The organism is Vibrio splendidus (genome assembly GCF_003345295.1).
Lineage (GTDB): Bacteria > Pseudomonadota > Gammaproteobacteria > Enterobacterales > Vibrionaceae > Vibrio > Vibrio splendidus_K.
In genome coordinates this window covers 2,019,501-2,045,342 of sequence record NZ_CP031055.1, presented here as the reverse complement: position 1 = coordinate 2,045,342, position 25,842 = coordinate 2,019,501, and the positions used below count along the sequence as shown (strand labels likewise).

The window sequence follows — 25,842 nt, the reverse complement described above, 5'->3', positions numbered from 1 at the left end:
TGCTAGATGCTAGATGCTAGATGCTAGATGCTAGTTTGGCTTGTAAATCTTGTTGGACAATCTTAATTGCTTCTAACGCCACTTTTGGGTCGATTTCGTTGCTTTCGAGCAGATAGATCAGGTCGACAGCTAACTTAACTTCTTCTGGCGCATTATCCAGTGGTGATGATGTGTTATCAGTGTTCATTTCGCTTAGGGTTCTCTAAGTTAATCAGTCTCTCAATATTTTTCATTGAGTCTTCACAGCGTTCTAATCGTTCTTTTGCTAATTGCCAAGCCTCGTCCGCTTTTTTCTTACTGTGGCGAGGCGCAGAATCAAACGCTAACTTTCGTACTCGTACTAAATCGACCAGTCGCTTTTGCCAATCTTGGTGCTGAGCGAGTTCGTTGTATAGGTCGTTGAGATTTTTACCTGACTTACTTTTTCGGTCTAAGCGTAAATCATGGTTAGCGAGCTCCCTTTGGATTGCTGCTATCTGGTTAGTCAGCTTTTCCGTCAGGTAGTTGGCCCGAGATGCGGTCAGTTGATTTGTATTTTGTTCACGAATAATGGTGTTGTACGTTGCTTGAGTTTCAAGTGCGTAGGGCATTAAAATAGAAGAGCTGCACTTAAATAAGGTTCGGTCAAACAAGGCTTGATGATAAGCACCACGGGCTTTGTCGACCTGAGAACTGTGCCCAATTAAGGTATCCAGTACACTTTTAAGATTTGAAAAATGGTTCATTTCGCTTCCCATTGGCTGGTGGCTATAAGTTTACAAACCACGCTTCGTAAGCCAGTTTAATCGCAAGGACACTCACAACAGTCACAAAGACTGGTCGTATAAATGTAGCACCAAAGCGAATAGCAGAATGTGCTCCAACAAATGCACCAGCCATCAAACAAAGCCCCATGGTTAAACCTAGAACCCAATCAATATGACCGAGAATCGCAAAGGTCACCAAAGAGGTGAAGTTGCTAGTGAAGTTCATCGCTTTAGACAAACCAGAAGCCAGTAAGATATTTAAGCGATAAAGCGCCATAGAACTCACCGTCCAAAACGCGCCAGTACCTGGGCCTGCAACACCATCATAAAAACCAAGAATGAATCCTTGGTACTTTTGTTTTCTTTTAAGTACCGGGCACGGTTTAGGAGACACATTATGGCTCACATCCGGAGTCTTATGAAAAATGGTATAGACAGCAGCGGCAAGAATAACTAATGGCAATACCTTCTCTAACCATTCTGTACTGATGGCATCAACAGTCAGGGTGCCGATTGTTGCACCTATTAATGTCGATATGAATGCATTGGTCCAACATTCAGGTTTGAACAGTTTCTTACGATAGTAAGTAAAAGCGGCAGTTGATGAGGCAAACGTTGCGGCCAGCTTATTAGTTCCGAGTGCAATATGTGGCGGTAAACCAAGCGATAGCAAAGCTGGGACCGTTAACATCCCTCCGCCACCTGCGACTGCATCGATAAAGCCTGCTGCAAATGCAACCAAGGCAAGTATGACCAACATGGTTGGTTCAATCATTTCCATAAATAGCTAGTGTTCTCGTTATCGGCTGTTAGGGCAGCCACATGAATAATCAATGGATTAGCCATGTTGGGTTGTGAATGCAAGGACCTAGCGATGACAGGCCCATAACTACCTTAAGGGCAGTAAAATTAGTATTTTATTGTTCTTTTAAAAGGCGGTAGCGAATCGAGTAGGGATTTCCCGTATCGCTTCGTGACTATGCGTCTATCAAGGATCGTGACTCTACCAGAATCTCGTTCTTTACGCAGCAATCTACCCACAGATTGAATAAGCTTTTTACTCGCTTCTGGAACAGTAATCTGCATAAAAGGATTACCGCCGCGTGATTCAATATATTCTGAATGTGCTCGCTCTACAGGAGAGGTAGGAACACCAAAAGGAATCTTGGTAATAACGAGGTTTTCAAGTAGCTCGCCAGGTAGATCAAGACCTTCAGAAAAGCTACCCGTTCCAAAAAGGACGCTGGTTTTACCTTGGTCTATCAGCTTTTTATGTTTTTTTAGGATTTCGGTTCGTGAAGTATCACCTTGAACCTGCAATGCCCACGACTTTTTAACGAAATCTGTTGCCAAAGCTTCTGCAACTTTATTCATTTGCCAGTAAGAAGAGAATAAAACGAGATTGGCTTTGTTGTCTTCTATTACCTTAGGCAATATTTCAATAAGATATTCAGTAAACTGAGGGGCTTGTGGTTCGTACTTCATTGCAGGAACAACCAGCTCAGCTTGGTTCTGATAATCAAACGGCGATGCCAAAGCAAGAAATTGTACACCGTCTTCGGCTTTTTGACTGATACCAGCTTGATGGCAGAAAAAGTTGAAGGAGTTGAGTGCTCTCATTGTCGCAGAGACGAGTACTGCACCAACACAACGACTCCAGATCTGTTGGTCCAGTTGCCAACCCACCTCTAGTGGCGAAACATTCACAACGAAATCGCCTTCACTTTCTTTATTCAGTTCAAGCCAACGCGCTAAAGGCGCTCCTTTTTCGCGTTTAGGCTCAGCCATTAAGCGCCAAACCTGAGCAAGGTTTTCTGTCCTTTGTATATAGAAGCCAATTTCTGCAAGCGCAGGCTCTGCCAGTTTTGCTGAAAGCTCTCCGTCTTTAACTCGTTCTGCAATCAGGTCTGCAATCTTCGCAACGGCTTGGCTCGCCTTTTGTGTGAGTTGCTTGAGATCTTTAGATTCATTCTCTAGCCAATCAGGTAAGTCGCCATGCTCGAAGCGATACAAGCCGTCTTCAAAGTGGCTAGCATCAAATTGTTTGCTCATTTGAGTCAGGGTAGGGATTAGCTGTTGCACTGAGTCTTGTAGTTCATTTCTAAATCGATGAACACGCTTTTCGTCGGCGAGGCCTGAAAGCTTAGTGATGGATTGATTCAAACGCTCCAACCACGATGCTGCGCCTTTTAAGCTCGCAGCTGCAGAAGAGTGATCTCTAGCTACATGCGGTAAGTGGTGAGCTTCATCGAATATATAGATGCTATTTTCTGGCTCGGGCAGTATCACGCCACCACCAAGGTCGGCATCAGCCATCACTAGACTGTGATTGGCGATAATCACGTCTGCTTTATCCAGCTCTGATCGAGCTTTTTGGAAAGGGCAGTCTCTATGTGTAGGCATACTGTTGTTACAGCTATGCTTATCACTGACGATCATTTGCCAGATCATATTGTCGACAGGTTTTGGCCAGGAGTCGCGATCACCGTCCCATTTACCTTGAGCCAAGCTACGATACATGGTCTGAAGTTGTTCGATGTCTTTCTTTTTTGGCTTAGATTCGAACATGGCCATTTGACCACCATCAATCCCACAAGCAGCAGCTAACTTCTCGGAGCAACAATAACGCTGCCTTCCTTTCGCTAATATAAAAGAAAACTCTCTGTCGGTAAGTCTTCTATATAGAGGGAGATCTTTATTAACGAGTTGTTCTTGTAGGGCAACCGTAGCTGTCGAAATGATGATTTTTCGATTATTTAGCACAGCGACAGGAATCGTTGCCATGAGATAGGCGAGTGATTTCCCGATTCCTGTTCCCGCCTCAGCAACAATCATGCGATTACTTTTGTGGTATTGACCACAAAGTGTTTTAGCTATTTCTGCAACTAGGTAATTTTGAGCACGTCGAGGTACAAAGTTGTCCAACTGATCTTGGAGGTTTTGATAACTGGTGCGAATGGATTTTTGAATTTTAGTAGTTAGCATACTGTGACCTACATAACGGAGCGAGGATAGTAGCACATATCACTAGTCGGTACATTTGCGGCGAAATAGCTTGCTTTTGAATCAAAGGTAGATCTTGTTCACAAAAAAAAACTGAACCATCAGGAACTTAACGATTTTATTTATGTTGTGAAATATAAATTTTAAAAAAGACTGGCTTGTAGGTGTTAAATTCTAATTTGTTATCCATTTTCATTGAATACTAGTTTTAAACTCTGTTATGTTCTTTTTTTATATTATTATATTTCCTGATAAAACTAAGGATAAGTTACTCGTAAAACAATGAAAAAAAATGTAAGTGTTTGATTGTTATTGATTTGTGTTTTTTTTAGATGTGTTTTTAGTTTATTTGACACGCAGGATAATCTTTTGCAATCTAGACCTCGAAATTTAGTGACGGTGATTAACCAACAAAGAGTGGTAATGACCAGTCATAAAAATAAAAGGGAACCGGGCAAGGATCTCCCATTCTTAGAAAAGGCAGTGGATTTATTATGAAAAAGACTCTATTAGCGCTAGCAGTAATGACTGCAGCAGGTTCAGCAAACGCAGCTATCGAAATTTACAACCAAGATGGCGTATCTGTTGATCTTAAAGGCGATATCGAAGTTGTGTACAGCAACGAATTTAAGAAAGGCTCTTCGATGGAGCAGAAAATCGAAGATGCTGACTTCGGCTTCGATGTAAAATACATGGTGAACGCTGATTGGAAAGTTGGCGCTTACTGGGAATTTAACGGTTCTGATAACGCAAACGCTGAAAACACTAAAAACGGCGATACATACGTAGCGGCATACCACGATACTTTTGGTTCAATCAAATTTGGTCGTCTATGTACAGCTGTTGATGATCTAGGTATTGGCGGCGATGAAGCGTTTGGTATCTCTACTCTTCTAGACAATGAAACTAAAGAATGTGCTGACGAAGCTGTTCGTTACGATTTCGATAATGGTGACCTCTACGCTACGCTAGGTTACGTTCAAGATAAAGTTGATGGTTCTGAGAACAAAGAAGCTGAAGGTTCTAACGTAGAATATATTGATGCTCGTATCGGCTACCGTCTGACTGATTTCGATATCTCAGCATTTGTGGCTAACCTAAACGCTGAGGGCGCAAACGATGACCACCAAGGTTACGGTGCTGAGCTAGTATACTCTGGCATTGAAAATGTATACCTATCTACAGCATATTACGGTGTAGCTTCTGACGCTGATAATGATGACAACTCAGTAATCGCATTTGCTGCTGGTTACACTATGGGCCTTTGGGGCTTTAACGCTGGTTACTCAATGGGTGACCACGACGTAGACGTTAAAGACGAAGACCGTTGGTTTGTTAACTCAACTTACGCAATCGCTCCAAACACTAAAGTATACGCAGAAGTGGGTGGTATCGATTCAGACAACACTGATTACAAAACAGACTCTGGCCTAGCTATTGGTGTTGAAGCATCATTCTAATTGACCTCATAGTCGATTCTTAGAAAAAGCCACCCTAGGGTGGCTTTTTTGTTAGAATAAATAATAGTTTTTTGGATTTTAAAGGGAGATGCGGTGATGAAATTATGGTTAGTTTTGGGCTTATTTACTACACTTGTAGGCAGTGTAAGTGCTGCGACTTTAACTCCCCAAAAAGGGGTGTCAATTTTATTCATTAATGGACAACAAGCTGAAAACAAAATTAGTGAGAATCACATTAATGAAGGCTTTAACCAAGTTTTAGTTCGGTTTGATAAAAAATTTGGTAATAGTGGAGTCTATTCTTCAGCGCCTTATATATTGAGCTTTAATGTTACCGGTGATGAAGTAAAAATTAAGTCCCCAAAAGCGCGTAGTTATATTGAAGCAGAGAAGGTCTTCGAAAGTGGAAATCCTTCATGGAATGTTGTGCAAGATGAAGTGGCAATCAAATATCAACAGGATGTCATTGAGCGTAAACCCGGTTTTGCACCTTTTGGCGGGTTAGACTCCCGGTTGGTTGAGTATAATGAAAGCAATGCGATCTACTTCAAGGATGGTGTGTTGCTTGATAAACCGGTCGAAACCGTGGTTTTAGTTCCTGTAGCGACAGGAATGATTGTAGAAAATGAAGCTAAAACTCAAACGAAAACCGCGTCAACAGAAGCTCAAAATATAGAGCAATTGAAAGCTTGGTATCTAAAAGCTTCTAAAAAAGAGCGTAAAGAATTCCGTAAATGGATGATTGACCAAGAGTAATCAATCTTCATCTACAAAAAAGCGAGACTAATAAGTTTCTCGCTTTTCTGTATTTCTATTACTTAAATTTCTTTCCACTCACCCGGTTGAAGCTCACCGACATTCATGTTGCCCATTGAATAGCGAATAAGTCGCAGGGTAGGGAAGCCGATATTTGCTGTCATTCGTCTCACCTGACGGTTACGCCCTTCAATGATAGTAATCGCTAACCATGTTGTCGGTATTGCGGCTCTGAAACGCACTGGAGGGGTTCTTTCCCACAAAGCAGGTTCAGACATCACCTCAATTTGAGCAGGCAGTGTCATGCCGTCTTTTAGCTCCACGCCTTTTCTCAATTTATCTAAATCTTCCTCAGAAGGTGCGCCTTCAACCTGCACCCAGTAAGTCTTTGGTGATTTTGAGTTTGGTTGAGTTAACTTAGCTTGGAAGATGCCATCATTGGTCAAGACCATTAATCCTTCACTGTCGCGGTCAAGTCGACCCGCCGCGTAAACATCTTTAACCGGAATAAAGTCGGCGAGTGTTTTCCTGCCTTCGCCATCAGTGAACTGGCTGAGAGTATCGAAAGGCTTGTTGAACAAAATGACTTTGCGATCTTCGATTGCCACCTTAGGTTTCACGTTGGTAGGTTTGCTTTTATATCGGTGCTTACTCGAGTGCGATTTTTTATGCGAACTACCCGTGTTATTTTTATCACTGCTTCGGTTTTGTCTATTACCGCTTTGTTTTAATGTTGCACCAGCACGAGCTGGTTTGTCTGAACGAGATACGCTGTGTGAGCGAGTAGACATGTTAACTACCTTGCAAAAATGTAAACGAAGTGTGCTGAAAAGTTTTCACTGAAACGGAATTGAGCTATCATTTGCGCGCCTAAAAGACACAAAATAGAACAAGTTGATGGACTCTTAAGCCTGATTTGTTTAATTATACCTTCGTGTTTTATTATAACAACGCACTCACGGATTTGGTTCATGCTGTCATCAAGATTGCATGAAAATAAGATAGAGTACGACTATCGAGTAAGCAGTTTTCACTCTTTGAGTGGCTTACTGGTCAATTTATAACATGCTCAATACTTTAAATGAGCTTGTAAGAACTATAGGGAAATTTCATGCCTACTGAAAAACCAACGATCATCTATACCATTACAGACGAAGCTCCGGCGCTAGCAACTTATTCTCTACTGCCAATCATTCAATCTTTTACAGCTTCTTCTGGTATTAACGTTGATACTCGCGACATTTCACTTGCAGGGCGCATTATTGCCAACTTCCCTGACTATTTGAACGAAGAGCAACGTATTGGTGATGCATTAGCAGAACTAGGTGAATTGGCTAAGACACCAGAAGCGAACATTATCAAGCTTCCAAACATCTCGGCATCTGTACCTCAGCTTCAAGCAACGATCAAAGAGCTACAGTCAAAAGGTTACGCACTTCCTAATTACCCAGAAGAAGCAAACACTGACGAAGAGAAAACCGTTAAAGCGACTTACGATAAAATTAAAGGTAGTGCAGTAAACCCTGTGCTACGTGAAGGTAACTCGGATCGCCGTGCACCACTTTCTGTTAAGAACTATGCGAAGAAGAACCCACACTCAATGGGTGCATGGTCTGCAGATTCTAAGTCGCACGTTTCAAGTATGGATGACAAAGACTTCTTCGGTAGTGAAAAGTCAGTAACGATTGAAGGTGCTACAGAAGTGAGCATCGAATTTGTTGGCAAAGATGGCGCGAAGAAAACACTGAAGCCAGCTTTTGCACTACAAGATAAAGAGATCATTGATGCGTCAGTGATGAACAAAGCTGCTTTGGTTGCGTTCTTTGAGAAAGAAATCGCATCGGCTAAAGAGCAAGGCGTACTGCTTTCTCTTCACATGAAAGCGACGATGATGAAAGTGTCTGACCCAGTGATTTTTGGTCATGCGGTTAAGGTTTACTACAAAGATGTATTCGCTAAGCACGGTCAACTGTTCAACGAGTTAGGTGTTGATGTAAATAACGGCATCGGCGATGTATACGCAAAAATCGCTGCACTTCCTCAAGATCAGAAACAGGCAATCGAAGCTGACCTACAAGCAGTATACGAAACTCAGCCTCCACTAGCGATGGTTGACTCAGACCGCGGTATTACTAACCTACACGTTCCAAGTGACATTATTGTTGATGCATCTATGCCTGCAATGTTACGTTCTTCAGGTCAAATGTGGGATCCAGAAGGTAAGCAAAAAGACACGAAAGCAATGATTCCAGATCGTAGCTACGCGAGCATCTACCAAGCGGTTATTGATTTCTGTAAAGAGAACGGTGCTTTCGACCCTACAACGATGGGCAGTGTACCAAACGTTGGCCTAATGGCTCAAAAAGCGGAAGAGTACGGTTCTCACGATAAGACTTTCATCCTTGAAGCTGCTGGTCAGGTTCAAGTTGTAGACGCTTCAGGTTCAGTGCTTCTTGAGCAAGACGTAGAGGAAGGCGATATCTTCCGTATGTGTCAGGTTAAAGATGCACCAATTCAAGATTGGGTTAAGCTAGCGGTTACTCGTGCTCGTGCATCGGGTGTTCCTGCGGTATTTTGGCTAGACGCGTCTCGCGCACATGACGCTCAGCTTATTAAGAAAGTAGAAGCGTATCTTCCTGAATACGATACTGATGGTCTTGAAATCAAGATCCTTGCTCCACTTGAAGCAACTCAATATTCATTGGTTCGTATCAAAGAAGGTCTAGATACTATTTCGGTTACAGGTAACGTATTACGTGATTACCTAACAGACTTGTTCCCGATTCTAGAGCTTGGTACGTCAGCTAAAATGCTATCGATTGTTCCACTAATGAACGGTGGCGGTTTGTTTGAAACAGGTGCTGGCGGTTCTGCTCCTAAGCACGTGCAACAAGTAGAGAAAGAAAACCACCTGCGTTGGGATTCTTTAGGTGAATTCTTGGCATTAGCGGCATCTCTAGAGCATCTGAGCGTAGTCACTGGCAATGCTAAGGCACAAGTTTTAGCTGACGCGCTTGATAAAGCGACGGGTGAGTTCCTAGATAAAAACAAATCTCCTTCACGTCGAGTAGGTGAGCTTGATAACCGTGGTAGCCATTACTACCTAGCAGCATACTGGGCTAAAGCACTTGCTGAGCAAACGGTTGACGCTGACCTTGCTGCTGAGTTTGCAGGTGTGGCAAGTCAATTGGCTGAAAGTGAAGAAGCAATTGTTGCTGAGCTAAACAACGCTCAAGGTCCAGCCGGTGATTTAGGTGGTTATTACCTACTTGATGATGCATTGGTTTCATCACTAATGCGCCCAAGTTCAACACTGAACGCATTCATTGACGCATAGTGATTAGACTCACCGTTAGCAAATTATGGTCATGATTTACTAACGAGTTGTTTGGTCTGACAGTTAAATCGTAGACCAGGACAAAACGAAAGACGCTTTAACGATAACGTTAAAGCGTCTTTTTGTATTCATAATACTTTGCTACACCTACACCTAGACCTTGAACTACTTTGGGGGCAACATCCTCGAGCGAATCGTATTGTGAGCAACGTTATAGCTTCTAGATCGAAAAACCGCTCATTTAATCCTGTATTAGGGGTATCAAATGAGCGGTTTCAATATTCTGCTTACCTGTCAGCCGTTAATTAGGACTGATGGAGGTCAACATGATTTGGCCATCGCCTATTTAGCGGCGCTGCCTTCTACAGGAACAACAGAGCTAGCGTGCGAGCCTTTAGGTCCACTTTCTACTTCATAGTCGACCTGCTGACCTGCCTTTAAGGTTCGATAACCTTCCATCTGTATTGTGGAGTAATGCGCGAAAATATCGCCGTCTTCACCTTCTGGACAAATAAAGCCAAACCCTTTGGCATTGTTAAACCATTTTACTGTACCTGTAGCCATGCTATACATCCCTCATGCATTTTATTACTAACGTTGTTATATCAATTGTTGTAAGTGCGATTGATATCATTCCTACCAACTAAAGAATTTCAGCTGATAGCTTGAATCTCATACATTGCTTACGGAAATTAACGCTACCCTGCGTAATTATTCCTTATTGTTCATTCTTAACGCGTATTACTCGATTTTGAATCTTGTTATAAAGTTGTATCAGAAAAACCTTTTAGCTCCAATGTAGCTAATGATTGAGCGCAGTCAATAGTAAATTGGTATAAAAGTGATCAATTTTAATAACAAATCACATTCGAGATTAACTGCAAACTATTAACTAAATAGTAACTTAGCGGTAATATTATCGTTAGCATCAATAGTTATGGTGTCTTTTTAATCAATCACATATGTTAATCCTGTTAATAGAGATCTTTTATTTGCAGCGATGGAAATGGTGGATTAGGCTCAGTATAGAGGAATATTTTTTGGTACTGTTTCTCGGTGCAGTTTCTTAGTACACCGTAATGCGTGAATGTGGTAAATTTGAATGACGTAACACTCACGACTTCCGAAAAATAACTCTTAGCAAAGCGATATGAGCAGAAACTTTGAATGGGCATCTCCAGGCTCAGATTTACTGGAGAAAGAAGAGACAAAAGTAAAGCCACCGGCGATGTATAACGTTGTATTGAATAACGATGACTACACGCCTATGGACTTTGTAATCGAGATCCTAGAGCGATTCTTCTCACTAGATATCGAACAAGCAACGGAAGTGATGCTCAAGGTTCATTATGAAGGTAAAGCTATATGCGGCACATACAGTGCTGAAATAGCGGAAACAAAGGTAGCGCAAGTAAAGATGTACTCAAAGGAAAATGAGCATCCGCTACTATGTACAATGGAGCAAGTATAAATTGCTCGAACAACACTGTTGTTCCCTTAGGAGGTACTTATGCTAAATAAAGAATTAGAGACGAGTTTAAATGGTGCATTTGCTCGTGCGCGAGACAAGCGACATGAATTCATGACTGTCGAACACCTCCTACTAGCATTATTAGAAAATGATGCGGCCAAGGAAGCGCTCCAAGCTTGTCAGGCTGATCTCGATGCTCTTCGCAATGAGCTCGATATTTTTATCGATCAAACAACCCCACTTATCCCAGAAAGTGACGAGACTCGTGAGACTCAGCCTACGTTGAGCTTCCAACGAGTACTTCAACGCGCTGTTTTTCATGTTCAGTCTTCAGGTCGTAGCGAAGTTACAGGTGCAAATGTACTTGTGGCTATTTTCAGTGAGCAAGAATCTCACGCGGCATATTTGCTCAAGAAAAACGACATTAGTCGCTTAGATATTGTTAACTTTATTTCTCATGGCATTACCAAAGCCAGTAACGAAGGTGATAGTTCATCACCGTCTGATTCATTTGGTGGCGCAGAGAATGCAGAAGAAGCTAATTCTGAAGATCGTCTAGAAAATTTTGCAACTAACCTTAACGAAGTGGCGAAACAAGGTAATATCGATCCGCTTATCGGGCGTGATAAAGAGCTTGAGCGTACGGTTCAAGTTCTATGTCGTCGTCGTAAAAACAACCCTTTGTTAGTGGGTGAAGCGGGTGTGGGTAAGACCGCAATCGCTGAAGGTCTTGCATGGCGTATTGTTGAAGGTCAAGTACCTGAAATCATTCAGAGTAGTGTGATTTATTCTTTAGATATTGGTTCACTTCTAGCTGGGACCAAATACCGTGGTGACTTTGAGAAACGTTTTAAAGCGATTCTTAAGCAACTGGAGAAAGAAGAAGACGCAATCCTATTCATTGATGAGATCCACACCATTATTGGTGCAGGTGCAGCATCGGGTGGTCAGGTTGATGCGGCAAACTTAATTAAGCCACTACTAAGCAGCGGTAAATTACGTTGCATCGGCTCAACGACATACCAAGAGTACAGCAGCATTTTTGAGAAGGAGCGTGCTTTAGCTCGTCGCTTCCAGAAAATTGATATTGTTGAACCATCACTAGATGACACAACCAAGATTCTGATCGGTTTGAAGCCAAAATACGAAGCTCACCACGAAGTGCGTTACACCAACAAAGCGTTGCGTGCCGCTGTGGAGTTGTCAGCTAAATACATTAATGAACGTCACCTTCCAGATAAGGCAATTGACGTGATTGATGAAGCCGGCGCTCGTAGTCGTTTGGCACCAGCAAGCCGTCGTAAGAAAACGGTAAGCGTGGCTGATATTGAGTCAATGGTTGCGAAAATGGCTCGTATTCCTGAGAAGTCAGTATCATCTTCAGACAAAGATACGTTACAGAAACTGGATGACCGCATGAAAATGTTGGTATTCGGACAAGACCCAGCGATCGATGTATTGAGCGAAGCGATTAAGCTGACTCGTGCAGGATTGGGTGCAGACAATAAACCTGTTGGTTCATTCCTATTCGCTGGTCCAACTGGTGTAGGTAAAACAGAGGTGACTGTACAGCTGTCTAAGTTGATGGGTATTGAACTGTTGCGCTTTGACATGTCTGAGTACGGTGAGCGTCACTCTGTGAGCCGTTTGATCGGTGCTCCTCCTGGTTATGTTGGTTATGACCAAGGTGGTCTACTCACTGATGCTGTAATCAAGAATCCACACTCTGTTGTGTTACTTGATGAGATAGAGAAGGCTCACCCAGATATCTTTAACTTGTTACTACAGGTGATGGACAACGGCACGCTAACTGACAACAACGGTCGTAAAGCGGATTTCCGTAACGTGATCCTTGTGATGACGACCAATGCTGGTGTTGCTGAAACTGAGAAGAAATCGATCGGTCTGATCCAACAAGATCATGCGCCAGACGCGATGGGTGAAATCAAAAAGGTATTTACACCTGAGTTCCGTAACCGTCTTGATAATGTCATTTGGTTCAACAGCCTTGATCCAAGTGTGATTAACCAAGTTGTCGACAAGTTCATTGTTGAGCTTCAGGTTCAACTGGACGCTCGTGGCGTGTCTTTAGAAGTTTCTGAGGATGCTCGTCATTGGTTAGCTGAAAGAGGTTATGACAAGACTATGGGTGCGCGTCCTATGGGACGAGTGATTCAAGAGAAGCTTAAAAAGCCTCTTGCTAATGAATTACTGTTTGGTAGTTTGGTTGACGGCGGTACGGTTAAAGTATCCCTGATAAAAGACGATCTAGATTTCATCTATGTTGGTGCTAAAGAAGAGGTTATGCATTAAGCCTATTTCTTAACAGCTTAAGCTGTTGCTGATTGCTTATTGAGAGCGCGGTACAGCTAATCACGATAATAAACGCATGACTTCGGTTGTGCGTTTTTTATGCTTGCGAGATGCGAGATTGGTGTTGTTGGAGTGGTAAAAAATTCAGGCGATAAAAAACGGAGCATAAAGCTCCGCTTCTTATCGTATTCGGTAATTAAAAATTAACGAGCACGGAAGACGATGCGGCCTTTAGAAAGGTCGTATGGAGTCATCTCAACAGTTACTTTATCACCAGTAAGAATACGGATGTAGTTTTTACGCATTTTACCGGAGATGTGTGCTGTCACTACGTGACCGTTTTCAAGCTCAACACGGAACATCGTGTTTGGTAGAGTATCAAGGACCGTGCCTTGCATCTCGATTACGTCTTCTTTAGCCATCTAATCCTCTTTCGAAATTTGGCGGTTTTCAACGGCTTGATTGTGCCGTTAAAATCAAAATATGTAAAGTTGTCGCGTATTCTACCCTTGCCACCGCTGATTTACTAGCCTTTGATGACGTTGAAATCGTACTTTATAGTTCATCGCAGGACATTCATCGATTTGATAACCCAAATATAACCACTGTTTCTGTTCTTTCTGGGCGTGCTGGATTTGAAACAGAACACCTAGTGTTCCCATAGAGATGTCGATATCAGGATCGAAGAAGGTATAAAATGCGCTTGTGCAGTGAGACATCACATCAGTGACGGCGATGCCGACTAACTGGCTATCATCATAGATGTGCATGAACTTTGTGGCAAGCCATTCATTTTTAGAGAATTGTAGAAACTCTTCTTTTTTTGGGGGATACATGGTTCCGGAACGGTGACGAGCGGTTATATAGCGACTATATAAGTCAAACCAGTTGTCATCCATCTCGTCTTTCAATTCCCAACGTAGTGATTTGGCTTTGTTGAGGATTCGTCGTTGGCTTTTGGAAAGCTTGACCTCGGGAATCGAGAGGCGAATAGCTTGGCACGCAGAGCAATTATCGCAATGTGGCTTATAAATGGTCGCTCCACTGCGGCGAAATCCGTTGGCGAGCAGGACTTCATAATTATCTGAAGTATGCATGTGCTCATCAAGCGTGACCGCCACTCTTTCTTGAAGATGTGGCAGGTAGCTGCAAGCATGGTTATCGGTCAATCCAATTCTGATTTGTTGTAAATCTGAACTCATGAAGGCGTTCCCTCTAGCCATTGTGATTTAAAACATCCATCGCTAAGTTGATTTTCTTTAAGTATTTTCAAAGCACTAAGGAACTCATCTCTTTCTACTTCGATAGCGCCCAAGGATTCCAAATGAGGGTTCATGACTTGGCAATCGATGAGCTTTCCTCCGAATCGTGTAAAGTGTTCACAAAAGTACCACAGTGCAATTTTAGAGGCATTGGTCTTCAGACTAAACATCGATTCACCACAAAAGACTTGGCCTCTTTGCAAACCGTAAAGTCCGCCGATAAGCTCGTCGCCTTGCCAAACCTCAACGGAGTGGCAGAAACCTAATGAAGAAAGTTCGCGGTACGCTGACTGCATGTCACCGTTTAGCCAAGTTTCTTCTTCGGGTCTTAGCGAGGAGCAGTAGCCAATCACTTTGTCTGTCGCTTGGTTGATGCTGACACGGTAATTATGCTTTCTTTGAAACTTTTTAAGACTTTTTGACGGTTCGAATGTCTTAGGATTAAATACCGCTCGTGGTGCAGGGCTCCACCAAAGTATAGGCTCCCCTGGGCCGTACCATGGAAATATACCTTGGCTATAAGCGTTTAAAATTCGCATGGGTGACAAATCACCACCGAAGGTGAGCAGACCGTTAGGTTCATCAAGCGCGTCGAAAGGCGAAGGAAACTCTATACTAGTAGTATCAAGTTCGGTTAGGTATATAGTCATAAGTACCGCGTTACAGATTAATCACTGACCAAGAGGTCTTTAGGAGTTTTACCATGAAAAAGTTGCTTTGGATTTTACTTGTTTTGCCCATGTTGGCAAATGCAGCTTACAACAGAAACCAAGCTCGACCAGTCAATGAGGTCGTTTATGGTGAGATTGACACAGTCAGATACATTACCCAACAAGAGATCGTAGAGTCGAAAGCGAATGGTTGGGAAACCTTGTTAGGTGCGGCTATTGGTGGCTTGATAGGTAATCAATTTGGTGGCGGTACCGGCAAAGAAGTCGCAACGGCCGTCGGTGCTGTGGCGGGCGCCGGGATTGCTCGCAATCGAGGTAACACACAATACAAAGTGGAATATAAGCTCGTCGAGTTATTGGTCAAAACTAAAGATGACAAGTTGGTTAACATCATTCAAGACGTCGATAACTCGATGTTGTTTAACCGAGGTGATGATGTGCGAATTCTCTATTTTTCAGACGGCGTCCGAGTTGATCTCGTGTACTAGTATATAAATATGTTTGGTTGGCTAATTAATCGCCTTTATCGAGGGGATTAGCTCTGGAGTTCATTGGAAAAGTTCGTTAGTCTGCAAGTACGAAGAATTATTCATCACCCGAAAATAAATACGCGCCAGTGACTTCGGGTGGTACAAGGACTATAAGATTTAATGGAAAGCCTTACGTTACAACCAATTCAAAAAGTGAGCGGGGAAGTTAATCTACCTGGCTCAAAAAGTGTTTCCAACCGTGCGCTTCTTTTGGCTGCACTTTCAACTGGAACCACGCGCCTAACAAACTTACTAGACAGTGATGATATTCGCCATATGCTGAATGCCTTGACGCAATTAGGTGTTGATTATCAGCTTTCTGCAGATAAAACCGTCTGTGAAGTGACGGGCGTGGGTGGTGCATTCTCAAGTGACAAAACCCTAGAGCTTTTCTTAGGCAATGCGGGTACGGCGATGCGCCCGCTAGCTGCTGCACTTTGTTTGGGTCGTGGTGAATATGTTCTGACTGGCGAGCCTCGCATGAAAGAGCGACCAATCGGTCACCTAGTGACTGCACTGCAAGAAGCCGGCGCCGACGTTGAATACCTAGAAAACGAAAATTACCCACCATTGAAGATCACGGGTACTGGCCTTAAAAGCGGTACGGTTTCAATCGATGGTTCTATCTCTAGCCAATTTTTGACGGCATTTTTGATGGCTGCGCCTTTAGCTGAAGGTGAGGTAACAATCAAAATTGAGGGTGAATTGGTTTCTAAACCTTACATCGATATCACGCTACACATTATGAAACAATTTGGTGTGGATGTGATCAACAACGATTACCAAGAGTTCGTAATTCCGACTGGGCAATCTTACTCAGCACCGGGTGATTTCTTGGTTGAGGGTGATGCATCATCTGCGTCATACTTCCTTGCTGCCGCAGCGATTAAAGGGGGTGAGATTAAAGTAACGGGTATTGGTAAAAATAGTATCCAAGGTGATATCCAATTTGCTGATGCGCTTGAGAAAATGGGTGCAGAAATCGAATGGGGTGACGACTACGTGATCTCTCGTTGTGGTGAGCTGAAAGGCATCGATATGGACTATAACCATATCCCAGATGCAGCGATGACTATCGCAACGACAGCTTTGTTTGCTAAAGGAACAACGGCAATCCGTAATGTTTACAACTGGCGTGTGAAAGAGACCGATCGCTTAGCGGCGATGGCGACAGAGCTTCGTAAAGTTGGCGCAGAGGTCGAAGAGGGTGAAGATTACATCATCGTTAACCCTGTTGCTCAACTGACACATGCGGCGATCGATACCTATGATGATCACCGTATGGCGATGTGTTTCTCGTTGGTGGCGTTGAGTGATACACCTGTGACAATTAATGATCCAGGTTGTACTTCAAAGACTTTCCCTGACTACTTCGACAAGCTGAAAATGCTGAGTCAATAAAAATGCTAAGCATATAACGGTCCAGGAAGTAAAAAAGCTTGCCTAAATGGCAAGCTTTTTCGTTATTGTTGAAGCGTAAATTCTTTTGAAAGATGGTGCGCTAAGTATTTAAACATGTTAAATACTGCGGTTGTATTCTCTGTCGGCATTCCATTGCTGTCTAAGAAGTATTCACCTTTGAAGATGAGGACATCGTCTTTTTCTACTACGCTGTTTGCGCGCATGCCTTCAATGTAGTCATCATGTGATTGGATAATTTGGTTTGCGATAAGCAGTAAATCAAATTCTGCTATTACTTTCTTTGTCATGAGTTTATCTCTGATAACTGAATATAACGTTGAGTTTATGGTGTCGAACTAGAAATTCAATGATTTCACAACCGATTAAGAGAGTCTTTTTAAACATCCACAATTTATTTTGTGATTTACGGCAAAAATAATTGAATGGGGCTCGCGTTAGATTCGCGGACAAGCTTAGTATGAGCCCGTTTAGACGTAATGCCTGATGAATAGGCTCTTGCAAGTATTCTTAGTGAGTACTTTATAGCTTCTTTATATTGTGCCCCTTTTCTCTATGAGTCGTCGAATTGTCGAGCGATCAGATCCAATTTTGAAAAAAGCGGTTGATCTTCTAGTAATCTCGCACAATAGTAAAAAAAGAAGCAATGAATTTAGAATATCATGCGTAAAAGCCCACAAGCTAAATTGTTGGTGCTGAAGCATCGTGATTAAGGACGTTAGAGTCAATATGGGTAAATCGCTCGTTATAGTGGAGTCGCCAGCCAAGGCTAAAACTATCAATAAATATCTTGGCAAAGACTTTGTCGTTAAGTCGAGTGTAGGTCACGTACGTGATTTACCAACGGCGGGTCAAAGTACTGGTCAAAAGGCTGCTGCAGTTTCAACCAAGGGTATGAGCCCAGAAGATAAAGCTCGTATCAAGAAAGAAAAAGATCGCAAAGCTCTCATTAAAAAGATGGGTATCAACCCATATCAAGAGTGGGAAGCGAACTACCAAATTTTACCTGGTAAAGAAAAAGTCGTTGCTGAATTGCAAAAACTGGCTGAGAACGCAGACCATGTTTATCTCGCAACCGATTTGGATCGCGAAGGAGAAGCTATCGCATGGCACCTTCGTGAGATCATCGGTGGTGATGAAACGCGATACAAGCGAGTGGTTTTTAACGAAATTACCAAAAATGCTATCCAACAAGCTTTTGAAACTCCAGGTGAGCTAAACATTGATGGCGTAAACGCACAACAAGCACGACGTTTTATGGACCGTGTTGTTGGCTTTATGGTGTCGCCACTGCTTTGGAAGAAAGTAGCACGAGGCCTATCCGCTGGCCGTGTTCAATCAGTCGCTGTAAAACTACTGGTTGAGCGCGAGCGCGAGATCAACGCTTTTATCCCCGAAGAGTTCTGGGATGTGCATGCTGATACCAAAACAGCAGAGAAAACAGATTTCAGACTGCAAGTTGCTCAGAAAGACGGTGTTGCGTTTAAACCTGATAATGAAGCGCAAACACAAGCTGCAGTTAGCGTTTTAGAAAAAGCTCAATACGAAGTATGTAAACGTGAAGACCGCCCAACTAAGAGTAAGCCGTCTGCACCTTACATCACGTCTACGCTGCAACAAGCGGCGAGTACGCGTCTTGGTTACGGCGTGAAGAAAACCATGATGTTGGCTCAACGTTTGTATGAAGCGGGTTACATCACTTATATGCGTACTGACTCAACCAACTTGAGTTCAGAAGCTGTTGAAGCCGCTCGTGAATACATTGGTTCTGAGTACGGCGAGCAATATCTTCCACCTAAAGCACTTGTATACGGCAGCAAGGAGGGCGCTCAAGAGGCCCACGAAGCGATTCGTCCTTCAAGTGTAGATGTTAAGTCGGAAGACTTAAACGGCGTAGACGCAGACGCACACAAGCTATATTCACTGATTTGGAATCAATTCGTTGCTTGTCAAATGACACCTGCGCAATACGATTCAACGACAGTAAGCGTTAAAGCGGATGAGTACACGCTAAAAGCGAAAGGCCGTATTCTTAAGTTTGACGGTTGGACTCGCGTTCAACGTCCAATGGGCAAAAATGAAGATACTATTCTTCCTGCTGTACAGGTTGGTGAAAAGCTAGACTTAATCGCACTCGACCCTAAACAGCACTTCACTAAGCCACCAGCACGTTTCACTGAAGCTGCGCTGGTTAAAGAGCTTGAGAAGCGCGGTATTGGTCGTCCTTCAACTTACGCATCAATCATCTCGACGATTCAAGATCGCGGTTATGTAAAAGTTGAACAGCGCCGTTTCTATGCTGAGAAGATGGGTGAAATTGTTACTGACCGTCTAGATGGCAGTTTCGATGATCTAATGAACTATGACTTTACTGCTCGTATGGAGCAGAAGTTAGACCAAATTGCAGAAGGCGAAGCAAGCTGGAAAGGCGTGCTAGATAACTTCTTCGAAGACTTTACTGGCGATTTGGAAAAAGCGGATCTAGACGAAGACGCTGGTGGCATGAAGCCAAATCATATCGTAGAAACCGATATTGAGTGTCCAACTTGTAGCCGTAAAATGGGTATTCGTACAGCTTCGACAGGCGTATTCCTAGGTTGTTCTGGTTATGCACTTCCACCAAAAGAGCGTTGTAAGACAACAATCAACCTTGGTGATGAAGAAGGTATTATCAACGTTCTTGAAGAAGACGTTGAAACAGCAGCACTTCGAGCGAAAAAGCGTTGTCCTATTTGTGAAACGGCAATGGATGCTTATCTGATTGATGATAAGCGTAAGATGCACGTGTGTGGTAACAACCCTAACTGTGAAGGTTATGTGGTTGAACACGGTGAATTCAAAGTCAAAGGCTACGATGGTCCACTTGTTGAGTGTGACAAATGTGGTTCTGACATGGTTCTGAAGAATGGTCGTTTCGGTAAATACATGGACTGTACGAGTGAAGATTGCAAGAACACTCGTAAGATTCTGAGAAATGGCGAAGTAGCGCCACCTAAAGAAGACCCAGTGCATTTCCCTGAACTTCCATGTGAAAACTCAGATGCGTACTTCGTACTTCGTGACGGTGCTTCTGGTCTATTTATGGCAGCGAGCAACTTTCCTAAATCACGTGAAACACGTGCGCCATTAGTGGAAGAGCTGGTGCGTTTTAAAGACCGTATTTCACCTAAATTCCAATACCTGACATCAGCACCAGTTGCTGATCCTGATGGCAAGCCGACAGTCGTTCGTTTTAGTCGTAAGACAAAAGAGAACTACGTTCGTACTGAAGCGGATGGTAAACCATCTGGTTGGACTGCGTTGTACATCGATGGTAAGTGGGAAATTACGGATAAACGTAAAAAGCCTAAAGAGAAGTAACTGAACGTTATTTGAAAAAAAAACAGCCATTAGGCTGTTTTTTTTTGACCAAAATACGACTAACTATGCAACTGGTTGATTTGGTGTGTTGATTGCGAGAATTTATTAAATTCACAGGGTAAAATAAATGGAGATGATTAATTATATCTTCTTATGCAACTTTAACGAGAATGTAACTTAATTCAAATATTGTAACTCAAAGATCAGTGTTTAGTTGTATACCTGATGTGTGACGGGTGTTAATGTAATGTTTCGCCCGCACGGTGTAGTGTGAGCTGCTTTAAGTCTTAGGAAAGCAATCAGCTTACATAGCACAGAATGGCGTATTAAAAATTGAAATCGACCGAAAAGTCGATAACGTATATAAAACCAAGTGCAAAGAATAGTGCACGCATAACAACGTTTGGCTTAGGATATTGTCACTGTATGTGAATGAATATTCGTTAAGTACCGAAATAAGTGTTAGTGCTCATCCCCCAGAGGAAGACACCTCTACGAGTACTGACATCGACAAGCTATAGATATATGGAGAATAAAATGGCTGGTGTATTGGGAATGATTCTTGCTGGTGGTGAAGGCTCTCGCTTAAGACCTTTGACTGAATCTCGCAGCAAACCCTCGGTTCCTTTCGGTGGTAGTTACCGCTTAATTGATTTCGCTTTGAACAACTTCGTTAATGCTGATCTTATGAAGATCTACGTATTAACACAATTTAAGTCACAATCTCTGTTCCACCACATGAAAAAAGGTTGGAATATCAGTGGCATCACAGATCGTTTTATCGACCCAATTCCTGCGCAAATGCGTAAAGGAAAGCGTTGGTATGAAGGCACAGCCGATGCTATCTACCAAAATATGGGCTTTATGGAGCTGGAAGAACCTGATCAAGTCTGTATTTTTGGTTCTGACCATATCTATAAAATGGACATCAAACAAATGCTTGATTTCCATAAAGAAAAGAAAGCAGCGTTAACCGTTTCTGCACTGCGTATGCCGCTTGCTGAAGCATCAGAGTTCGGTGTTATCGAGGTGGATGCTGAAGGCCGTATGATTGGCTTTGAAGAGAAACCTGCAAATCCTAAGTCGATTCCGGGAGACCCAGAGTCAGCGCTCGTTTCAATGGGCAACTACGTATTCGAAGCGAAAGAACTTTTTGCTGAACTAACGGAAGATGCAGATAAACCTGAATCTTCACATGACTTCGGGAAAGACATTATTCCAAACATGTTCCCACGCGGTGATGTGTTTGTTTATGATTTCAGCACCAACCGTATTACTGGTGAGAAAGAAGAAGTTTACTGGCGCGATGTAGGTACGATTGATGCGTACTGGCAAGCACATATGGACCTTCTTAAGAAAGATGCACCATTCTCGCTATACAACCGTAAATGGCCTCTACACACTTACTATCCGCCACTACCACCAGCGACGTTTACTGACTCGGCTAATGGTCGCATTCAGATCATTGATAGCCTTGTGTGTAGCGGTAGTTACGTACGTGGTTCGCGTATTGAAAAGAGTGTATTAGGCTTCCGCAGTAATATCGCATCAGCGTGTGATATTAGTGAGAGTATTTTATTAGGTGATGTGAAGGTGGGTGAGGGTTGTATACTTCGTCGCGTTATCATTGATAAAGATGCAGACATCGCACCGGGCACTCAAATTGGTGTAAACCTGACAGAAGACAAAAAGCATTACCACGTATCTGACGATGGTGTAGTTGTAATTTCTAAAGGAGCGCGAGTTGGTTACTAAAACTCTCTCGGTACTTTTTGTAGCGTCTGAAGTTGAAGGCTTGATTAAAAGTGGTGGCTTGGCTGATGTAGCCAAGGCACTGCCGAAAGCGTTACAAACACTCGAACAGGACGTTCGAGTGACTATCCCCGCGTATAGAAACATTCCAAACATTGATGCAGCCGAAGTCATTTTATCGACCGAGCTCGATCATTGGCCTCATACCGCTTACCAAGTCAAAAAACTGAGTGTAGAAGGTGTTCAAGTTTTTGGTATCGAATGTGCCAAATATTTCGACCGTCCAGAAATGTACGCAGAAAATAATCAAGCTTACGCAGATAACGGAGAGCGTTTCTCGTTCTTCAGTGCAGCCTGCCTTGATATGCTTCCTAAGCTTGGCTTCCAACCTGATATCATTCATGCAAATGACTGGCATACAGGCTTTGTCCCTTTTTTGCTTAAATCACGTTATCAACAACATGATTTCTTTGAAAATACGCGCAGTGTTATCTCAATTCACAACGCAGTTTTCAAAGGTGTGTTCGCATACGATGAACTGCAATTTCTACCAGAAATGCATAGCTACAATGTGCCTGAAGCTTCAGTGAGTGACACGCATGTCACAATGCTGAGAGCCGGCGTGATGTGTGCTGATAAGGTGAACGCAGTCAGTCCAACGTATGCCGAGGAGTTGAAAACGGAATTAGGCAGTCATGGTATGGCAGCAGAATTCCAGTACAGATCCGCGGATCTTTTTGGCATTTTGAATGGTTGTGATTACGGAGCTTGGAACCCGGAAACGGACGCTTTCCTCCCTCGTAAATTTAAAGCGACAAAGCACAGCATGGTTCGTGGGAAGTCAGCTTGTAAGCAAAAACTGCAGCAAGATGTTGGCCTCCACGTCACCGATTGTGCGGTTTATGGCATGGTTTGTCGTTTGACTAATCAGAAAGGTGTTCATTACTTACTGCCTATCATCGAACAGTTTTTGAAAAACGATCTTCAGATCGTGATTGTCGGTACTGGTGATCCAGTTTTAGCGAGTCAGCTGAAAGAGCTGTCGGCACTTCACTCAGATAAGTTCTCGTTTGTAGAAGCGTATAATAATGAGCTTGCGCACTTAGTTGAAGCGGGTTCTGATTTCTTCTTGATGCCTTCGGAGTTCGAACCTTGTGGCTTAAACCAAATCTACAGCATGGCTTACGGTACGTTACCGATTGTTCGCTCTGTGGGCGGTTTAAAAGACAGTGTGAATGATTACGATCAGGATCCCGAGATAGCGACCGGCTTTGCTTTTGAAGAGCCAACACCGCAAGCGTTACTGGCAGTATTGCATCGTTCATTACTACTTTATGCACAAAACCCCGCTGAAATTAAGCGTGTTCAACTTTACGCGATGCAACAAGATTTTAGCTGGGAAGATGCGGCAAAAGAATATCTTACGATGTACCATTCTGCATTTTAACGTGCTGAATTAGCTGTAAAATAAGCTGATGTATAACAACTGAACTTAATAGTAGAAGGCGCTCTGATAGTAGAGTGCCTTTTTGTTTTCTGGTCAGATCACATCACGTTTAGGAAGAGAAAACTTGCAAACTCATTTTAGTCAGGTAGAAAAGGTGGGGTGGGTATTCACATGACTAATGTTAGGTTTGACACTATTATCACTTAAATTTCTTGATTGCGTGATATCCTTAGCCATCGCCTTGTGATGAGGCAGAGCACCATTCCAATAATTAAAGCGATAGGTATGTCTGAGAGTTTACTATTTCATAAAACATTTACTCACCCTACGAGCGATGAGTGGGTTGTATTTGTGCATGGCGCAGGAGGCAGTTCCTCCATTTGGTTTAAGCAGATCAAAGCGTATAAACAGCACTTCAACTTGCTTCTCATTGATTTGAGAGGGCATGGTAAATCAGACAACATCCTCAAAGAGCTGATTTCGAATCGTTATACGTTCAAAGCGGTAACGCTCGATATTCTTAAGGTGTTAGACCATCTGAAAATCCGTTCTGCACACTTTGTAGGCATGTCTTTGGGCACGATTATTGTCCGTAATGTCGCAGAGCTAGCGGCTGGCCGAGTACGTTCAATGGTACTGGGTGGTGCCGTGACCAAACTCAACACTCGCTCTCAAGTCTTAATCAAGCTGGGTAACCTCAGCAAGCACATCATTCCTTACATGTGGTTATACAGCCTTTTCGCTTACGTTGTGATGCCACAAAAAAGCCAAAAAGAATCACGTCACCTGTTTATCCGCGAAGCCAAAAAGCTGTGCCAAAAAGAGTTTAAACGCTGGTTTATCCTTACGGCTGATGTGAACCCATTGATGAAGTACTTCAAAGACCGAGAGTTGCCGATTCCAACTTTGTATTTGATGGGCGAGCGCGACTACATGTTTATCAAGCCAGTAAAAGAAATGGTAGAAGCGCATAAGTCGAGTGAGTTGGTAGAAATTGCCAACTGTGGGCATGTGTGCAACGTAGAAAACCCTGAAGAATTCAATCAACGATCTATCGCTTTTATTCAAAAGCAAATTCAGTGATTCTTTAGCAGAACAGATGCTCGAATAGAATTGAAACAAAAACGGGAAGCTAATTTTAGCTTCCCGTTTTTATTTGGAGGAGGTATCTGACCGAGTTGTTATATAAGGCCGTTGGAGCCACTTTACCTTTCAAAACCTGCTATTCAGGTGAAGCAGCACCGCACTGCCAACAAGAACCGAATTGTGCTTCGTTGACTTCATGACATTCTCCGCAACGCCACTCTTCATAAATGATCGAATCTTGCTGTTTCTGGTAGTCATTAACAACTGCCCGGGCTTTGCTCGCCAATTCTGGCTCATATAACCATACGTAAGGGTCAGTTTCTTCGGTAAATGGGATTTCCCCTTTCAAACCGAATAACCCTTCACCACGAACTTCACACGCAATATTCACACTTTCTAGTAATCCACAGATAATGTGGGCTTCTGTCGGATTCGATGCACTGAAGATTTTCATTGAGATAGAACCTTATCTGGCTATATGCGTTATTTAGCTATTATAAGTATACGTTATTCAGCCACAGGTGCTGAGCGAAATTTATTCATCAACCATTTAGCAATGATTGGGAATACACCCAGTAAGGCAAATGACAATAGTACTGAAGGGGACACGATACCCGAAAGTGAATCAATTTCCGCGAGTTGAGTACCAGCATTCAAGAAAACAGCAGTACCCGGTAACATCCCTATTTGACTTGTAATGTAATAGCGACTCACAGACATAGGTGTTAGACCCATCAACAGGTTGATAAGGAAAAATGGGAATACAGGAATCAGACGCAGAGAAAATAAGTAAAATGCTCCGTCTTTTTCAACGCCCTTGTTAATCGTTGCTAATTTGTCACCAAACTTGGTTTGAATCCAGTCACGTAACAGATAACGGCTACTTAAGAAGGCTAACGTCGCACCGATCGCACTCGCGAAAGATACCAGCAGCAAGCTGTTCCAGAAGCCAAATAGCGCGGCTCCTAATAGGGTCACAACAGCGGCACCAGGAATGGAGAAAGCAGTAATCATTATATACGCGACAAAATAGATAGCGGCAGCCGCAATAAAGTTGCTGTCAATGTAGTCATTTAAGACAGCTTGTTGGGCCTTAGCATTTTCAAGCGTTAAGTATTGGCCGAAATTGACGCCTAACAAGACGATGGTTACGACCAACACAATACCCAATATCATTTTCTTACTCATTGATACTTCCTCTAAATTTTCAATGTATACCATTAGTATAG

The 25,842-nt window shown here is 42.9% G+C and carries 23 protein-coding genes; 11 read left to right on the top strand and 12 right to left on the bottom strand.

Annotated elements, in window-relative coordinates; all coding sequences use genetic code 11:
• Nucleotides 1-16: 16 nt before the first annotated feature.
• From rsmS to dinG, 4 genes are all read right to left on the bottom strand, one after another.
• Complete coding sequence (gene rsmS / locus DUN60_RS08930) at nucleotides 17-187, bottom strand: pleiotropic regulatory protein RsmS (protein WP_004736541.1); 171 nt, start codon at nucleotides 185-187, stop codon at nucleotides 17-19.
• Nucleotides 177-725, bottom strand: coding sequence for a primosomal replication protein (locus DUN60_RS08925; protein ID WP_029222036.1), 549 nt, complete (start codon nucleotides 723-725; stop codon nucleotides 177-179). Before DUN60_RS08925 ends, rsmS begins: the two co-directional genes overlap by 11 nt.
• A 22-nt stretch (nucleotides 726-747) precedes the next feature.
• Nucleotides 748-1,527, bottom strand: a complete 780-nt coding sequence (locus DUN60_RS08920; RefSeq protein ID WP_004736543.1) for a sulfite exporter TauE/SafE family protein — start codon at nucleotides 1,525-1,527, stop codon at nucleotides 748-750.
• A 128-nt stretch (nucleotides 1,528-1,655) separates the two neighbouring features.
• On the bottom strand, nucleotides 1,656-3,731 hold the full coding sequence (gene dinG, locus DUN60_RS08915) for an ATP-dependent DNA helicase DinG (protein ID WP_114633786.1): 2,076 nt from the start codon (nucleotides 3,729-3,731) through the stop codon (nucleotides 1,656-1,658).
• Between the two features lie 512 nt (nucleotides 3,732-4,243).
• On the opposite strand from dinG, the gene DUN60_RS08910 reads away from it, so the two are divergent.
• A complete protein-coding gene (locus tag DUN60_RS08910) occupies nucleotides 4,244-5,209 on the top strand; it encodes a porin (protein ID WP_114633785.1) in 966 nt (321 codons plus the stop codon).
• Nucleotides 5,210-5,305: 96 nt separating this feature from the next.
• Entirely contained in the window at nucleotides 5,306-5,965 is a 660-nt protein-coding gene (locus DUN60_RS08905) for a DUF2057 family protein (RefSeq protein ID WP_114633784.1), read from the top strand.
• 62 nt (nucleotides 5,966-6,027) lie between these two features.
• Here DUN60_RS08905 and DUN60_RS08900 read toward each other — a convergent pair whose 3' ends face one another.
• Nucleotides 6,028-6,756, bottom strand: coding sequence for a pseudouridine synthase (locus tag DUN60_RS08900; RefSeq protein ID WP_114633783.1), 729 nt, complete (start codon nucleotides 6,754-6,756; stop codon nucleotides 6,028-6,030).
• 320 nt (nucleotides 6,757-7,076) lie between these two features.
• On the opposite strand from DUN60_RS08900, the gene DUN60_RS08895 reads away from it, so the two are divergent.
• Nucleotides 7,077-9,302: an NADP-dependent isocitrate dehydrogenase gene (locus tag DUN60_RS08895; protein ID WP_114633782.1), complete on the top strand. Its 2,226-nt coding sequence runs from the start codon at nucleotides 7,077-7,079 to the stop codon at nucleotides 9,300-9,302.
• 342 nt (nucleotides 9,303-9,644) lie between these two features.
• On the opposite strand, the gene cspD is transcribed toward DUN60_RS08895, so the two are convergent.
• On the bottom strand, nucleotides 9,645-9,866 hold the full coding sequence (gene cspD, locus DUN60_RS08890; protein ID WP_004736548.1) for a cold shock domain-containing protein CspD: 222 nt from the start codon (nucleotides 9,864-9,866) through the stop codon (nucleotides 9,645-9,647).
• Nucleotides 9,867-10,452: 586 nt separating this feature from the next.
• On the opposite strand from cspD, the gene clpS reads away from it, so the two are divergent.
• Nucleotides 10,453-10,773: an ATP-dependent Clp protease adapter ClpS gene (gene clpS, locus DUN60_RS08885; protein WP_004736549.1), complete on the top strand. Its 321-nt coding sequence runs from the start codon at nucleotides 10,453-10,455 to the stop codon at nucleotides 10,771-10,773.
• A gap of 39 nt (nucleotides 10,774-10,812) precedes the next feature.
• On the top strand, nucleotides 10,813-13,086 hold the full coding sequence (clpA, locus tag DUN60_RS08880) for an ATP-dependent Clp protease ATP-binding subunit ClpA (RefSeq protein ID WP_114633781.1): 2,274 nt from the start codon (nucleotides 10,813-10,815) through the stop codon (nucleotides 13,084-13,086).
• Between the two features lie 203 nt (nucleotides 13,087-13,289).
• Here clpA and infA read toward each other — a convergent pair whose 3' ends face one another.
• From infA to aat, 3 genes are all read right to left on the bottom strand, one after another.
• Nucleotides 13,290-13,508: a translation initiation factor IF-1 gene (gene infA / locus DUN60_RS08875; protein ID WP_001040192.1), complete on the bottom strand. Its 219-nt coding sequence runs from the start codon at nucleotides 13,506-13,508 to the stop codon at nucleotides 13,290-13,292.
• A gap of 81 nt (nucleotides 13,509-13,589) precedes the next feature.
• The gene (locus DUN60_RS08870; RefSeq protein WP_114633780.1) at nucleotides 13,590-14,288 is read right to left on the bottom strand and encodes an arginyltransferase; all 699 of its coding nucleotides are present in this window, start codon (nucleotides 14,286-14,288) and stop codon (nucleotides 13,590-13,592) included.
• A complete protein-coding gene (gene aat, locus DUN60_RS08865; protein ID WP_114633779.1) occupies nucleotides 14,285-14,998 on the bottom strand; it encodes a leucyl/phenylalanyl-tRNA--protein transferase in 714 nt (237 codons plus the stop codon). Before aat ends, DUN60_RS08870 begins: the two co-directional genes overlap by 4 nt.
• A gap of 53 nt (nucleotides 14,999-15,051) precedes the next feature.
• Between aat and DUN60_RS08860 the strand changes: the two genes are divergently transcribed.
• On the top strand, nucleotides 15,052-15,507 hold the full coding sequence (locus DUN60_RS08860) for an outer membrane lipoprotein (RefSeq protein ID WP_004736438.1): 456 nt from the start codon (nucleotides 15,052-15,054) through the stop codon (nucleotides 15,505-15,507).
• Between the two features lie 162 nt (nucleotides 15,508-15,669).
• Entirely contained in the window at nucleotides 15,670-16,950 is a 1,281-nt protein-coding gene (gene aroA / locus DUN60_RS08855) for a 3-phosphoshikimate 1-carboxyvinyltransferase (RefSeq protein ID WP_114633778.1), read from the top strand.
• A gap of 62 nt (nucleotides 16,951-17,012) precedes the next feature.
• Here the strand turns inward: aroA and DUN60_RS08850 are convergent, their stop codons facing one another.
• On the bottom strand, nucleotides 17,013-17,258 hold the full coding sequence (locus DUN60_RS08850) for a YciN family protein (protein WP_004736440.1): 246 nt from the start codon (nucleotides 17,256-17,258) through the stop codon (nucleotides 17,013-17,015).
• Between the two features lie 439 nt (nucleotides 17,259-17,697).
• Between DUN60_RS08850 and topA the strand changes: the two genes are divergently transcribed.
• The 4 genes from topA to DUN60_RS08830 all read left to right on the top strand — a co-directional run bounded on the left by topA (nucleotide 17,698) and on the right by DUN60_RS08830 (nucleotide 24,610).
• Nucleotides 17,698-20,328, top strand: a complete 2,631-nt coding sequence (gene topA / locus DUN60_RS08845) for a type I DNA topoisomerase (protein ID WP_114633777.1) — start codon at nucleotides 17,698-17,700, stop codon at nucleotides 20,326-20,328.
• A gap of 537 nt (nucleotides 20,329-20,865) precedes the next feature.
• Nucleotides 20,866-22,083: a glucose-1-phosphate adenylyltransferase gene (glgC, locus tag DUN60_RS08840; protein ID WP_017078163.1), complete on the top strand. Its 1,218-nt coding sequence runs from the start codon at nucleotides 20,866-20,868 to the stop codon at nucleotides 22,081-22,083.
• Entirely contained in the window at nucleotides 22,073-23,527 is a 1,455-nt protein-coding gene (glgA, locus tag DUN60_RS08835; protein ID WP_114633776.1) for a glycogen synthase GlgA, read from the top strand. The genes glgC and glgA overlap by 11 nt, the downstream gene beginning before the upstream one ends.
• Nucleotides 23,528-23,812: 285 nt before the next feature.
• Nucleotides 23,813-24,610 carry an alpha/beta fold hydrolase gene (locus DUN60_RS08830; protein ID WP_004736445.1) on the top strand — a complete coding sequence of 266 codons (798 nt, stop codon included), beginning with the start codon at nucleotides 23,813-23,815 and terminating at the stop codon, nucleotides 24,608-24,610.
• Between the two features lie 139 nt (nucleotides 24,611-24,749).
• Here the strand turns inward: DUN60_RS08830 and DUN60_RS08825 are convergent, their stop codons facing one another.
• Nucleotides 24,750-25,067, bottom strand: a complete 318-nt coding sequence (locus DUN60_RS08825) for a putative signal transducing protein (protein ID WP_017078165.1) — start codon at nucleotides 25,065-25,067, stop codon at nucleotides 24,750-24,752.
• 53 nt (nucleotides 25,068-25,120) lie between these two features.
• Nucleotides 25,121-25,801 carry a TVP38/TMEM64 family protein gene (locus DUN60_RS08820; protein ID WP_061021815.1) on the bottom strand — a complete coding sequence of 227 codons (681 nt, stop codon included), beginning with the start codon at nucleotides 25,799-25,801 and terminating at the stop codon, nucleotides 25,121-25,123.
• Nucleotides 25,802-25,842 lie beyond the last annotated feature (41 nt).